Annotated in this window: 10 protein-coding genes; 2 read left to right on the top strand and 8 right to left on the bottom strand. The window is 56.4% G+C overall.

What is annotated here, in order from left to right; all coding sequences use genetic code 11:
- Positions 1 to 46: 46 nt before the first annotated feature.
- Positions 47 to 3,160, bottom strand: coding sequence for an efflux RND transporter permease subunit (locus BLR97_RS13840; RefSeq protein ID WP_089707117.1), 3,114 nt, complete (start codon positions 3,158 to 3,160; stop codon positions 47 to 49).
- Positions 3,160 to 4,227 carry an efflux RND transporter periplasmic adaptor subunit gene (locus BLR97_RS13835; RefSeq protein WP_089707116.1) on the bottom strand — a complete coding sequence of 356 codons (1,068 nt, stop codon included), beginning with the start codon at positions 4,225 to 4,227 and terminating at the stop codon, positions 3,160 to 3,162. The genes BLR97_RS13840 and BLR97_RS13835 overlap by 1 nt, the downstream gene beginning before the upstream one ends.
- Positions 4,228 to 4,413: 186 nt before the next feature.
- On the opposite strand from BLR97_RS13835, the gene BLR97_RS13830 reads away from it, so the two are divergent.
- The gene (locus tag BLR97_RS13830) at positions 4,414 to 5,598 is read left to right on the top strand and encodes a BaiN/RdsA family NAD(P)/FAD-dependent oxidoreductase (protein WP_089707115.1); all 1,185 of its coding nucleotides are present in this window, start codon (positions 4,414 to 4,416) and stop codon (positions 5,596 to 5,598) included.
- Between the two features lie 9 nt (positions 5,599 to 5,607).
- Here BLR97_RS13830 and BLR97_RS13825 read toward each other — a convergent pair whose 3' ends face one another.
- From BLR97_RS13825 to BLR97_RS13810, 4 genes are all read right to left on the bottom strand, one after another.
- The gene (locus BLR97_RS13825; RefSeq protein ID WP_089707114.1) at positions 5,608 to 5,928 is read right to left on the bottom strand and encodes a YqjK-like family protein; all 321 of its coding nucleotides are present in this window, start codon (positions 5,926 to 5,928) and stop codon (positions 5,608 to 5,610) included.
- Positions 5,903 to 6,304, bottom strand: a complete 402-nt coding sequence (locus BLR97_RS13820) for a phage holin family protein (RefSeq protein WP_089707113.1) — start codon at positions 6,302 to 6,304, stop codon at positions 5,903 to 5,905. The genes BLR97_RS13825 and BLR97_RS13820 overlap by 26 nt, the downstream gene beginning before the upstream one ends.
- Positions 6,304 to 6,636 (bottom strand): ElaB/YgaM/YqjD family protein, encoded by a 333-nt coding sequence (locus BLR97_RS13815; RefSeq protein WP_089707112.1) that lies wholly within the window; start codon positions 6,634 to 6,636, stop codon positions 6,304 to 6,306. The genes BLR97_RS13820 and BLR97_RS13815 overlap by 1 nt, the downstream gene beginning before the upstream one ends.
- A 70-nt stretch (positions 6,637 to 6,706) precedes the next feature.
- A complete protein-coding gene (locus tag BLR97_RS13810; RefSeq protein WP_089707111.1) occupies positions 6,707 to 7,735 on the bottom strand; it encodes a phospholipase A in 1,029 nt (342 codons plus the stop codon).
- 179 nt (positions 7,736 to 7,914) lie between these two features.
- Between BLR97_RS13810 and mscK the strand changes: the two genes are divergently transcribed.
- Positions 7,915 to 11,220 carry a mechanosensitive channel MscK gene (gene mscK / locus BLR97_RS13805; protein WP_089707181.1) on the top strand — a complete coding sequence of 1,102 codons (3,306 nt, stop codon included), beginning with the start codon at positions 7,915 to 7,917 and terminating at the stop codon, positions 11,218 to 11,220.
- Here mscK and BLR97_RS13800 read toward each other — a convergent pair.
- The gene (locus BLR97_RS13800; protein WP_089707110.1) at positions 11,210 to 11,992 is read right to left on the bottom strand and encodes a TlyA family RNA methyltransferase; all 783 of its coding nucleotides are present in this window, start codon (positions 11,990 to 11,992) and stop codon (positions 11,210 to 11,212) included. The genes mscK and BLR97_RS13800 overlap by 11 nt on opposite strands.
- On the bottom strand, positions 11,989 to 14,031 hold the full coding sequence (locus BLR97_RS13795; protein WP_089707109.1) for a hypothetical protein: 2,043 nt from the start codon (positions 14,029 to 14,031) through the stop codon (positions 11,989 to 11,991). The genes BLR97_RS13800 and BLR97_RS13795 overlap by 4 nt, the downstream gene beginning before the upstream one ends.
- Positions 14,032 to 14,100 lie beyond the last annotated feature (69 nt).

Below are 14,100 nucleotides of genomic sequence, written 5' to 3'. Positions count from 1 at the left end.
AATGCAAAAAAGGCGTGCCTAAACGGCGCGCCTTTTTTATCACTGGCTAACGCTCCGGTGGTGCATTGGCGATCTCGCGTTCCAGTCGGCGTTTAACGGCCCCCGGTGACCCACTGTGGCGCGACAATAAATCGTAGGCGACGGGGACGACAAACAACGTGAACAGCGTAGCCGCCCCCACGCCCGCCATGATCACAATGCCAATCACATAGCGTGATTCGGCACCCGGGCCGCTTGACACAATCAGCGGAATAGCGCCTGCCATAGTCGTAATGGCGGTCATTAAAATAGGCCGCAGTCGGGTTACTGCAGCGTCAATAAGGGCGTCACGAAATGCTTTGCCTTCATCGCGGAGCTGATTGGCGAACTCGACAATCAAAATACCGTTTTTGGCCGCGAGGCCGATTAACAGCACCAACCCCACCTGGCTGTAAATATTCAGCGATTGGCCGGTTAGCCACAGCGCCAATAACGCGCCACTCATGGCCAGCGGCACTGTCAACATGATCACGAAGGGGTGAATAAAACTTTCAAACTGTGCAGCGAGCACCAGGAAAACCACCAGCGCGCCCAGGAGCAGAAGAAAGGTTGTGGCACCGCTGGCATTCTGGAAATCCCGCGATGCACCGGCGACATTGGTCTGAACGCCTTCAGGCAGCACGCTGTCAGCGCTTTGTTCAAGGTAGTTAAGGGCTTCGCCTAGTGGATAGCCATCGGCCAAGTTGGCTTCGATCGTGATTGAGCGCACACGGTCAAAGCGATTCAGCGTGCTCGCGCCCGCTGCGTCACTTAAGGTGACCAGGCTTGCCAGGGGAATCAATTCGTTGCTACGTGCGGAGCGCACCTGAATATTATCCAGTGAACGCGGACTGTTTTGGCTGGCTCGATCTCCCTCGACGATGACATCGTACTCTTCACCGTTATCAACGTAGCGGGTCACATTACGCCCACCCAGTAGAACCTCCAATGTGCGACCGATCTCGCTGACCGTAACACCGAGGTCGGCCGCGCGCTGCTCGTCTATCTCAACGTTTAACTGCGGCTGGGTTTCGTTATAGTTGCTTTCGATGGCGCGGATTCGCGGGTTGTCGTCGCGGATATGGTCGATCAAACGGTCACGCCATTCGGCCAACTCTTCGTAGGTACCACCCCCGAGCACAAACTGGACCGGCTTCTCCGTTCGCCGGCCAAAGCCCTGGCGCATGATGGGAAATGCTTGAACACCGGGTAGGGTATTAAGGGCTGCGCGAACATCGTCCATAATCGCCCATGCGCTACGGCGGCTGCCCCATTCGGCCATATTGACGATGATGAAACCGCTGTTGAAGTTTTCAATATTGCCGTAGCCACGCGGTGCGCGCACCACAACCCGCTCCAGTTCGCCGCTTTCGACCATCGGCGTTAAGCGAGCTTCAATCTCATCCATATAATCCATCATGTAGTCAAAGGTGGCGCCTTCGGGGCCGTTAACCAGCACGATAAAGTTACCGCGATCTTCCTGGGGGGTATATTCGTTGGGTAATAATTGGCTTAACCAAGCGGTCATCGCAATGAGTAACACGAAGACGGCTACCACCCAGCTGCGCCGGGCGAGGAGCGCTTCGAGAAGCCTCCGGTAACCATGCTGGGCATGGCGCATGATGCGCTGCACCGCTTTAGAAAGTCGGCTGTCGTGCATCCGGGGGCTGAGTATTTTAGACGCCATCATGGGCGTCAGCGTAAGCGCCAGGAGGGTAGAGATCGCGACCGCCGCCGCCATGGTCAGCGCGAATTCCGAAAATAAGCGGCCGATATCGCCTTGGAGCATGCTGAGCGGCACAAACACCGCGATCAATACCAAGGTTGTGGCAATCACCGCAAAGGCTATCTGTCGGGTGCCCCGAAACGCAGCGACCAGAGGCGTTTCGCCTTCATCATGCATGCGCCGATTGATGTTTTCCAGCACGACGATGGCATCGTCGACGATCAGCCCGATGGCCAGCACCAGGGCGAGTAGCGTCAGCAGGTTGATTGAGAAGTTCATAACCGCGAGCGCGGTAAAGGCCCCAATGATGGCGATGGGCACCGTGATGGCGGGAATCAGGGTGGTGCGCAGGTTGCCCAAAAAAAGGAACATCACGATGATCACCAGCACCATCGCGATCAATAATGTAAAGACAACTTGCTTGATAGCCCCCGAGACGAACACGGATGCATCATAATTTAGGCTCAGCGACATGCCCTCGGGCAGGGTCGCTTGCAAACGTTCAAGCTCTTGTTGTACCGCGTTTGAGAGTTCGACGACGTTAGCGGTCGACTGCATAATCATGCCGAGCCCGACCATGGGAACGCCGTTGGCGCGAAACACTGTACGATCCTCAACTGAACCAACTTCTACGCGGGCCACGTCGCCAAGGCGCACTAAGAAACCATCGTCACCTTCTGCAAGGGTAAGGCGCTGAAAGTCATCGGCGGTTTCAAACGTGCGCGGAAGACGAACAATAAACTGCCGATCCTCGGACTCAATGGCACCGGCTGGCAGCTCGACGTTTTCAGCCCGCAGCGCATCTTCAATATCGCCTACGGTTAAATTCCGCGCGGCGATGGCATTGCGGTCGATCCATACCCGCATGGCATAGTCACGGCCGCCGCCGACGCGCACCCGGGCGACGCCTGTCTGCACCGAGAGGCTATCGACCAAAAAGCGGTTGGCATAATCGGTCAACTCGGTCATCGAGTAATTTTCCCCCGAGAGACTTAGCCATACCACGATCTCTTCGCTGCTGTCGGCTTTGCTAACCTCTGGGTTTTCGGCGTCGTCTGGCAAATTGCGCAGCGCACCGCCGATGCGATCGCGCACATCGTTGGCCGCCACATCGATGTCCATGGTCAGGGCGAATTCGATATCGATACGCGAGCGGCCGTCTTCGCTCTCAGAGGTAATTAATTCGATCCCTTCAACCCCGGCAATACGGTCTTCGAGCACCTGTGTGATGCGTGTTTCAACGACGCTTGCCGACGCGCCGGGGTAACGGGTGTCGATACTCACGATCGGCGGATCAACGGTGGGGTACTCTTGAAGCGGTAAACGGTCGAGCGCGAGCAGGCCAAAGGCGATAATTAATGCTGCCATGACCACGGCTAAGACGGGGCGCTGAACCGAAATGTCCGATAAACGCATTAGCGGTCTGCCTCTAGCAAATCGCGCACATCGGTATCGTCGTCAATCAACCCCATCACCCTGACCGTCTGACCATCACGCGCTCGTTGCAAACCGTGCACAACGACAATATCGCCGGGGGCGACACCGTCGTTAATTTCCACTTCGCCTGCCCGTCGTTCGCCTATTTCGACGCTTTGTTGACGCAGTCTAGGTGACGTTACGTGATCGTCGATCAGCATCACGTAGTGGCGGTTGCCATCGGGTTGTATGGCTGACTCCGGCAATACCAAGCTTTCGCGGGGCTGTTGACGAACCACGACTTCCATCAGCATGCCGGGGCGTAGGCGTTCATCGGGATTGTCGAGTTCGGCACGCACGTTAATGCTGCGCGTTACGGGGTCGACGCGGGTACCTAAGCTGGCAATCTCGCCGTTAAACACCTTGTCGGGGAAGGCGGCGGTGGTGGCACTTAGCGATAACCCTGGTGCAAGCCGGTTGAGGTAGGCTTCAGGCACGCTGAAATCCAGCTTCATTACATCCAGTTTGTCCAGCGTAATTAGCGCCATTCCTGGTGTTACCAGAGCGCCAGGGCTTACGTTACGGATACCCACACGGCCGCTAAACGGGGCTTTTAGCTGGTAGTCTTGCAGTCGTGCGTTTAACGCGGCTATCTCTGCTTCGGCTTGGTCGAGGCGCGATTGGTTGTCTTCAACATCGGCTCGGGCGGCTAAATTACGATTTTGCAGTTCTGTGGAGCGTCCCAGTGCGTTGCGTTGTTCATCACGCAGCGCTTGAGCTACTCGAAGTAGCGCTTGTTCTTCAGCGTCTTGCAGACGAATCAGCGTATCCCCCTGCGCCACGCGTTGGCCATCCTGAAAAGTGATTTCTGCGATGGTATCGGTGACGGTGGCGGAAAGCGTCACGCTCTCATCAGCCTGCAAGGTACCCAGCGCTTCAATAGGGTCAGACCAAGGGGCTAAGACGGCGCGGGCGCCAATCACGCTGGGTTCGGATTGCGCCAGCACCAAGGCAGGGGCGGTGGTAAGCAGCACGATGACCAAAAAACGGGAAAAGAATAAAAGCATAAGTCTCTCTGTGAAATGTCGTACCACCGGGACGAGATTGTGACGTTTAACAGTATCTTCCGGCAGGTATTTATATTCAAAGCTAAATCTATACAAAAACTGTATTTATTAATTTAATGATACAACAAAAACGTGCCTTGAGGCTGCTAGAATGCCGTCTTTTGCCAAGCTTGGGAGCAGTAATTAATGACCTACGATGTCGTGATCATTGGGGCTGGCGCGGCGGGCCTTATGTGTGCTGCTCAAGCGGGCTACGCGGGGAAGCGTGTCCTGGTGATTGATCATGCCAAAAAAGCAGGCAAAAAAATCTTGATGTCGGGCGGTGGCCGCTGCAACTTTACCAACTTGGCCACCACGCCACAGCACTTTTATTCGGCTAATCCTGCCTTTTGTATCTCCGCGCTTAAACGTTACCGCCCCGAGCACTTTGTCGAGCTCGTGGAGCGTCACGGCATTGACTACGTTGAAAAAGCACCGGGCCAGCTATTCTGCGCGGATTCGGCCCGCGAGATCGTGAGCATGCTGTTAACCGAGTGCGCATGGGCGGGGGTAGACGTGCGATTAGCCACCCGCATAGAGGCTGTCGAGCGTTGCGGCGAGGCCATGCGGTTGACCACCTCCATGGGCCGGATCGAGGCGGGCGTGCTGGTCGTCGCCAGCGGCGGGCTGTCGATTCCCACCATGGGGGCCAGCAGCTTCGGGTACGACCTTGCCCGTCAGTTTGGTCTGGAGGTGCGGCCCACGACCCCCGGCCTGGTGCCCTTCACGCTGAGCGACCAGTGGAAAGCCCGGGCCAGCGAGCTGTCAGGCGTCAGCTTGCCGGTGACGGTCAGCACTCGATTGAAGGCGTTCAGCGAGCCGATGCTGTTTACCCATCGCGGCCTTTCCGGCCCCGGCATGCTGCAAGCGTCCAGCGTCTGGTTCCCCGGTGAGTCGATTGAAATCGATTTGTTGCCCCACCAGGATGCCCAGGCGTTGCTGCGCCATGCCAGGGAGCAGACGCCGAAACGCCAGCTGGCTACCTGGCTGATGGATCATCTCCCCAGACGGGTGGCGCAATCGCTGTGCGAATGGTATCCGGACGGTCAAAATACCCAACCGCTGGCACAGTACAGCAATGCACAGCTTGAGGTTTGGGCGGATCGATTAAACCGGTGGCAGTTGAAGCCGGCGGGGACGGAAGGGTGGCGAACGGCAGAGGTCACCATGGGCGGGGTAGATACCCAGGCCATTTCGTCCAAGACCTTTGAAGTCAACGGACTACCGCAGTTGCGCTTTATCGGTGAGGTGCTGGATGTGACCGGTGAACTGGGCGGGCATAACTTTCAATGGGCGTGGGCCAGCGGGGTGGCTTGCGGCCAAGCCTGCTGACCCAGGCGCTTAGGTGGTCGCTTTGGCAAGTAGTTTAAGTTTGCGGTAAAGCATGTAACCGGCCAAGACTTTACGGCCTCCTGCCAGTGCCCCTCGTGGGTGGCGAGCCAGTCGAAAAGCCGCGAAACCCCCAATTGCGTAGATGGGCAGCTTGAAGCGCTGCCAGCCGGTTTCAAGCGGCGATATGGCATCCAATAACTGATCGCTACTGACCAGTATGTCGATGCGCTGTTGCTCAAGCTCAGCCAGCAGGCGTGCTTTTCGCTCGGCCTTTGAAGGCTGGCGAGTCTCGGCGCCTTGTGGTTTATCGGGGGCGTTGTTCAGACTCATTCTTTGCCTCCAGCAAGGCGCGGTCGGCTGCGAGTTGGCGAAGCGTCTCTTTCAGTAAGGTGTGCTGTTTCGCTTGGCGTAGCGCAATCATTGCCAGCAGGAAGCTGGCTGCGATCAACACCAAGGCGCTAACGGCAATGGCGGTGAGTCGATAGGTATCCCAAAACAGCACCACCACCAGCGCCACCAATGTCGCTACGCCTAACAGGAGCAGAAGCAAGCTAGCCCCGGCCAGTAGCATCAGCACGAGCAGCCGGGAGCGTTCTTCTTCAAGCTCCACCACCGCTAAGCGTAAGCGGGTTTCACCATTGGCAATCAGTGAGTTGAGTAAGCGCTTAGCGGCTGAAAAAACGCGCTGGGTCGGACCCAAAGCCATTAGCGACGTCCGATGAGCATACCGATGATAACGCCAACCGATGCCCCGATACCGATACTGGTCCAGGGGTTTTCGTGGACATAGCGGTCACAAGCGTCGGCTTGATGCGTCAGGGAATCGCGGGTGTCTTCGTAAATACGCTCGCCACGCGCTTCCAAACGATGGCGGGTATCTTTGAGGCGTTGCTCAGCACGTGCGCGAAGATCACGCATTTCGCCGCTGGCATCTTTTGAAGTGGCATTTACCAGTTCTTCGACTGTTTCACTCAGGTGACGTAGATCTTCTTTTAGTTGATCTGCTTGTGCTGAGCTTTCGTTTTGACGTTTAGCCATAATGTCTTCCTTTGACGATGAATGTTAGGTACCAGCATAGCAGCCGGCTTAAGTCTGACAAGTGAATGGCTTATCGGTTCAGGCCGCTTGGGCTGAATAGCGGATTCAAACTAAACCCAATGCTTAAGCGATGAACGCGGTTATCGTAATCAATCAAACTCTCGCCGTAGCCATGATAGTACTGAATGTAGGCACGCAGAGAATTGAAGGCCGGCCAGCTATAATCGATTTGTGTTCCCATGTTGCCGGCGCTCGGGTTGCCGCGCAGTTGGCCGCTGATTTCGTGGTTATTTTCGAGTCGTTTGGCGACGCGAATATCGCCGTAGCCCATGTAGCGCTCAATATCAGGGTTGTCATCAGTGCCTTCAGACTCGGGAATCCGCCAGTGGGGCGCTAGCGTGACCGCCCAGTCGCCACGTTGAAAAATGCTTTCCAGATAGACGCGGTTCCAGCTGCGCGATAGCGGGTCGGAGCGACCATTGGACTGGTGGTTGACGGCCACTCGATTAAGCGTATTGACCCAGCCTAGGGCGTCCCAGGGCGCATCAATGTCGATAAATATTTCGGGTTCGTAGTTGGTTTCACGGAACGGCGATGAGGCCTCGGTATTATAGGCTTGCCACCAACTGCGCTGGGTATAGCCAAAATAAACATCACCGTAGCCACCCCACAGCACATCTTCCGCTAAATTTACTTTAGCGCTAAATTGAAATTTTAGCTCTGTATTATCCGGCGGTGAGTCGGCCGAAACACCACGAAAGTTTTCTTTATTTGGATTTGCATTGTAGCTCACCGGAAACAAGTAGTTAGTCCGGTGGGTGGTAATAGAAAACGGGTTACGTCCGGATTCTTGTTCCAACTGACGCCGTTCGTTCAGGTCTTCAACGGCAACGACTTCAGGGGTTGAAACGGCGCCTTCGCCGTTTTCTTCAAGGGCTTCCACTTGCTCAAGCTGCTGGTGGAGTTGAGACAGTTCGCTATTAAGCTCGCGGATACGCGCTTCGATTTCGTCGCGAGTATCGGCGTAGGTGAACGTGCTAACGGCGCTCAAGCCGCATAGCAAAACGAAACATGTTAACCGTCGGTGTCGAATGGCCATCGTTAACTCACCTGAATATGGATTGTGCACATACCTGTGCCAGTGCTGTTCTATCACGCTGCTGGCGTAAGTCAACTGTTATGATTGCGCGGTGGCAAACAACCCACGACAATACTCAGCACAACATCGACGCGTCCGTGAGGCATAGCACTGTGGTGAAATTCGCCTTTCCGTTAGCAATGAACGGATTAGTGGCATTCGTGTTGCTTTTATGTAGCCTCTCAGTCGGCGCGGCCACGCTGGAGGGCGTCCCCGATGCGCAAACACTCCAAACGCGACTTGGCGAGCTTGAGGCGCAGGAGTCGTTAACCGCCCAGCAGGAACTCGATCAACAGGCACTCAACGCGGCACTGGATGCCTATGAGCGTTTAGAGGCCATCGAGCAGCAGCTTGCCGAGCTTGAAACGCGGGTAAGCCAAGCACCTGACGCGTTGATGCGTATCGAGGGTGAGCTTAATGAGGCAGAGGATGGCTACGAAACGCCGTCGGTTAACCAGCTAAGTGCGTTACCGTTGGCGGCATTAGAATCCGAGCAGGCAGAGGCGCTGGCCACATTGCAGCAGCTTCAGAGCCAGCTAGCCGACGTCAATTCGCAATATTTAACGGCGCAAACACTGCCCGAGCGTGCCCAGCAATCCATGGCGGCCACCCTTGAACGAATGGAAGCGCTGCGCCGTGACTATGCTGAACGGGAAGCCTTGCTAGGAGATCGTCAACTCTCCGTCCTTAGCGACGCGGGCATGATTCAATTACGCCTTGAGCAAGCCGTGGCCGAGCGCGAAGTGGCGCTCTATCAACGTCAACTGAGTGCTAACGGACGGCTGCGTGATCTTGCCCAGCAGCGCCGCGATCTACTCCTATTACAAATTGAGCACCAAGAGCAACAGCTGAACTTGTTGCAAAGTGTCATCGACCGACAGCGGCGTTTGGCCTCGGAGCAGGCGATCGCCGATGCGGCTCAGGATAATCCGTTGATTGCCGCCGGGCACCCTGTCGTGGTTCAGGCTCAGCAGCGAAACCAGGCGCTGAGTCTGTCGTTGCTCCAGGCCAGTGAGCGCGATAACAGTTTGATTCGCGCTAACATTGACGCGCAGCGCCAGCTTGAACATGTTCGCCAGCTCCAGCGTAGCTTGAACGAGCAGATCGAGGCTATTCGTGGCAGCCAATTACTATCGCGGATCCTGCGCGAGCAACGTCAGTCGCTGCCTACTGTGCTGCCGCGCCGCGATTTAAAGGATGAAATTGCCGACCTACGGCTCAAACAGTTTGATCTGGTTCGCCAACGTGACCAGCTGCGCCAAGCCGAGCAACTGGCAACCCGGCGACTCCAAGAGGCTAACGTAGAGCCGACGCCTGCGTTGATCAATTCGTTATCGCGGCTTTATCAATCCCGGCGCGAGTTGGTCGAGCAGCTCGAGGAGGTGTACGGGCGTTTGTTAAGCGTGGCGGTCGAGCTACAGCTTAACCAACAGCAGCTGTTGATCACTACCCAAGCGCTGCGTGCCACGATTGATGAGCAACTCTTTTGGGTCGCTAATAGTCGGCCCCTCGACATTAATTGGTTGCGCCAATTACCCCAATACCTTCGTGTGGAGTGGCAGGAGGGCGAGTGGCGTTCCCTCTTAGCGGTTCGCTGGTTCTCATGGGACTGGGGGGTGCTAATTGGACTTCCTTTTATCGCCGTTAGCCTGCTGCTGCTGGCGTTGCGCCGCCAATTCAAAACCCGGTTGGCTAGGCTACACAGCCAGATTGGTCGGCTAAAAAGTGATACGCAAGGGCATACGCCGAAAGCCGTGCTCATCAACGTATTGCTGGCATCGCCGGGCCCCCTGGCGCTAGCGGGAGCCGGTGTTGCTGTGGGTGCGACACAAAGTACTCTAGCGGTGACAGTGGCGCCGGCCTTGGTGCAGCTAGCGCTGAGTTGGGCGGTGATCGCTTTGGGGCGGCGGCTATTGGTGCCTGACGGCGTTGCAGAGCAACACTTCAGATGGACACCCACTTACAACGCCGAGCTGCGTCGCTTACTGGCCTGGTTGGGTATTGCCCTGGTGCCGGTGATTGCAATTTCGACTCTAGCGGACAACCTGCAAACCCCGCTAGCTCAGCGGCCAGTGGCGTTAGGGGTGTTAATGCTGGGGCTGCTGGCGATGAGCGTTTGTTTGGCACGCTTGATTTTGGCCCATGTGCCTATTTTTGGCGTACGACTTTTTCGCTTGTTACTCGGGTTAGCGCTAGCCGCGGTGCCGTTGGCGTTGCTCGGGATGGTGGTGTGGGGCTATGAGTACACGGCGCTAAGACTCGTGGGGCGCTTTGCGGCCACGCTCTATCTGCTGGGGCTGTGGATCGTCGTCGAAGCCACAGTGGTGCGTAGTTTAGCCGTTGCGGCTAGACGCCTGGCCTATCGGCGAGCGTTAGCCAGGCGACACGCTCAAGTTCAGGAAGGGGCTGAGGGTGGACTTGAAGTGGTGGAAGAGCCACCGCTGGATATGGAGCAAATCAATACCCAGTCGCTGCGCATTTCCAAACTGGTGCTGTTGATAGGCTTCACTGGGTTGCTGTATCTGGTGTGGGCCGATTTGCTCTCAGTGCTAGGCTACCTGGATCAAGTATCGCTATGGGAGAACGCTGACGGCGAGCTTGTCGACAGCGCACTGTCTATCTCCGACCTGTTTGGTGCGCTGCTTGTGGTGGCACTCACATTTATCATGGCACGCAATTTACCCGGACTGCTTGAGGTCATGGTGTTATCGCGTCTGACGTTAAAGCAGGGTAGTGCTTATGCGATCAGCTCGCTGCTTTCTTACACCATTGTGGGAACCGGTGTGGTCTCGGCATTAGGCGCGCTGGGTGTGTCGTGGGACAAATTACAGTGGCTGGTAGCGGCCTTGAGCGTTGGCTTGGGGTTTGGGTTGCAGGAGATTTTTGCCAATTTCATCTCCGGGCTGATCATCCTGTTCGAGCGCCCCATCCGTATTGGCGACACCATCACCTTGGGTAACTTGCATGGCACGGTAAGCCGCATTCGTATCCGCGCCACGACCGTGACCGACTTCGACCGTAAAGAAATCATCATACCCAATAAGACCTTTGTGACCGACCAGTTGATCAACTGGTCGCTCTCCGACAATGTCACCCGGGTGGTACTGACCTACGGGGTGGCTCACGGGTCGGATCTGGCTCAGGTACACCGCTTATTGCGCCAAGCGGCGGATGAAAACCCCAGAGTGCTCACTGACCCCGAGCCGCAGGTGTTTTGCATGAGCTACGGGCCCCATAGCCTCAACTTTGAGCTGCGTATTTTTGTTAACGACCTGCTGGATAGGCTATTTGCTGCCGATGAGGTCAACTGCCGCGTGGATGCATTATTCCGCGAAACGGGCGTTCGCGTTGCCTTTGAACAAATGGACGTGTGGCTACATCCTGCGTCGGGTGAGGCGGTTAAAGTGGAAACACTTACCTCGCCGAACGACCTGACTAATCGTTAGGGCCTGTTGCTTGCGTGCCGGTCTTTTGCGCATAGAGCAGAAACTCGCGATTGCCATCGCCGCCAGTAATGGGGCTGGCTTGCCAATGCTTCACGACCAATCCTGCAGATTGGCAGGCCTCCCGCAGGCGTTGTTCTACCTGCGGAAAATACTGCGGATCACGGATCACGCCGCGCTTGTCGAGCGCTTTTGCGGTGAGTTCAAACTGCGGTTTAACTAGCGAAAAGAGCCGACCATTAGTCGGTAATAAGGCCGCTAGCTCAGGTAGTATCAAGGTCTGCGAGATGAATGACACATCCATAACGGCCAAGTCGATGGGATGCTCAATGAGTGCCTGTTGAAGGGCGGTCTCATGGCGCATGGCGCGGGCGTTGATGCCTTCCAGGCAGGTAATTCGCGGGTCGCTACGTAGGCTGGCGTCTAACTGGCCGTGGCCCACTTCAATGCCGACCACATGGCGTGCACCGGCCTGCAGAGCGCAGTCGCTGAAACCGCCGGTGGATTGCCCCACATCAAGCACGTTGAGCCCGTCAAGCCGTAGTGATAGCGCGTCGAGCAGCGCTTCAAGCTTTAGACCCGCGCGAGAAACGTAGCGTTCTTCTGGATCCGGTGTGACCTGAAAGGGGGTGTCTTCGGGCCACTTTTCGCTCGGCTTGGTGAGTGTCTGATCAGTGTTGGGGAGAGATACGCGGCCGTGGCGAATGAGTCGTTGCGCACGGGTACGCGAACTCGCCAGCCCTTGGCTGACGAGCAGTTGGTCAAGTCGCATCATGAGTCGTAAAGCGGGTTGTGGTTGGGGCCTTCGTTGGCTTGTAGGTCTGTGGAAGGTAGCCGTTCTGCGCCCCAGCTTTGCTGTAAATAACGCTTCACGGTGTTCAGTTCGTCTTCAGCGACCGTTGCCAGTTCACCGCGCTCAAGCGGGTCATAATGGTAGATGTAGAGGCGCGAGACAAATTGAGCAAAGGGTAGCGAGGCTTCGCCAAAGCGTTCGCCGTGGCCTGCGGTACTCACTTTAACGCCACCGCCCCAATCCTGACCGCTATCATTATTAGGGTTGTAGAAGTAAATGCGCATAACATCATTAGGGTCGAGCGAGGCGCGTAGAATAGTAATGGCATGCCAGCCAATGAAGCGGGCCGCGCTGTCGGTCACCGCGATACCCGCCGGCTGAGGATGTATCAGCGGCTGGTTACCGTTGTAGTAAGGGTGATAGCTGGCATAAAAATGGCGAATAAAGTCATCGATGTCGGTTAACTGGCCGGAGCCTACATCGACATTGATGCGGAAGCCCCGGCCCGACCACCAACCGTGAAATTCTGGGTTTACCCAGCGGTGAGGGTCGCCCTCACGGCCAACGCAGCGACGGCCCATCTCTGCATAAATACGATCCAGATGCGGTACGACAATCAACGAAACCGGGTCAAGATCCATGGGCAATTCGGTGGCGACACCTGAGAGACTCGCCATCGACGAGATAGCCTGGCCTTCGAAGTGCATGATGATTTCGTCATCCCGCGCGGCCCAGGCGACCATTTGCAATAAATAGTCGGGGTCATTGTAGGCCCACATCGACAGTGCACGTGCCGACTGGCAGGTAGGGTTGTTGCCTTGCCCAACGCCCAGCGGCAGACCCAGCATGCACAGCACACCTTCCAACAAGCGTGCTCGGGGCGATGCAGCCTCGCCATAGGCGATGTTAAGCCGTGCTTGGGACCATTCAGAGAGAGGTAAATTTAGCTGCCGCCACATCGCCGGGGCGACCGGGGGCTGATAAAGAATGCCGCGCTCAAGCATTAACGCCAGCCCATAAACTGCCTGCGAAGTGGCCGGGTAAACGCTGCCCCGAATCAAGGCATGAACCAGTTCGCGGTAGCACAGCAGGCAGTCGCGACCGGTGGATGAAAGCCCGAATGCTTCAGACAGAAGGTGGTCGCCTTCTTCAAGCAAATGGCGTAACAGCACGGCGTGGTAAGGCGATACCAGCCCGGTATCGTGCATCGCACGGGCAAAGCCTGTCGATTCAGCCTGGAGCGCGGCTTGATCCATACGCTCCAGTCGGTCGCGGTAGATGTCGACCCCGGGGTCTTCTCGGCACGCCTGGGTGGGGCCGTAGAGCGAGCTTACCAAACGGTCGGCCCCCTGGCCGCTGGATCCCAGGTCGATTTCGGGATTGACCTGGCAAAGGGCGATTTGGGTAATCATCTGCTTGATGGATTCGACCTGGATCGGGCGCTGCTTGAGAATTCGCCAGATCTCGTCGATTAATTGGTCGACGATGTGTTCGTAGCCAATCCGCTCAGCCAAGTATTGGAAAAGCTGACGCGGGATGGTCGCTAAGTGACCCTGTTGTTCGCGTTCCGCTTCGCTTGGAGCGGTAAACAGAAGCCATAGATTAATCGCCATTACCTGAGTGAGATAATGGTGAGCAAATTCTTGGGAGACCAACGGATGCTCGTAATCACCTTTCGCCACGGCCAGCAAACGCAATTCGCTAAGCGCTTCTATCACCACAACGTTGGGGTCGGTGCTTTTGAGCGAAAAGGGGGTGAGCGTGGGCACCAAATACTGAGGAGCTTCCCAATCGGAGCCCCAAAAAATACCTGCAGATTCGTAAGCCTGCGCACGTTCCTCTATTACTTCCGCACCACCGTCTTGCATCAACAGTTGGCGTGCGGTGTCTAAAACGCATGGTAGCTTCGCAGGTTTTGAGACCGCGGGCGCCTGAGTAAGCAGACGCACGGCGTCGTCAAAGTTGGTCAGCAGCCCGTTTAAATTATCGTCTGGCGTTGTTGGCTGTTGATCGGTCGTCACGGTGAATCCTTGTCCCAGGTGAGCGGGAATTATACATAAAAGTCGAGATGTTCTTGAGATTTTAGTAAA

The organism is Vreelandella arcis (assembly GCF_900103865.1).
Taxonomy (GTDB): Bacteria; Pseudomonadota; Gammaproteobacteria; order Pseudomonadales; family Halomonadaceae; genus Vreelandella; species Vreelandella arcis.
Note: the sequence above shows the minus strand (reverse complement) of the source record. Positions and strands in the feature narration are given on the sequence as shown.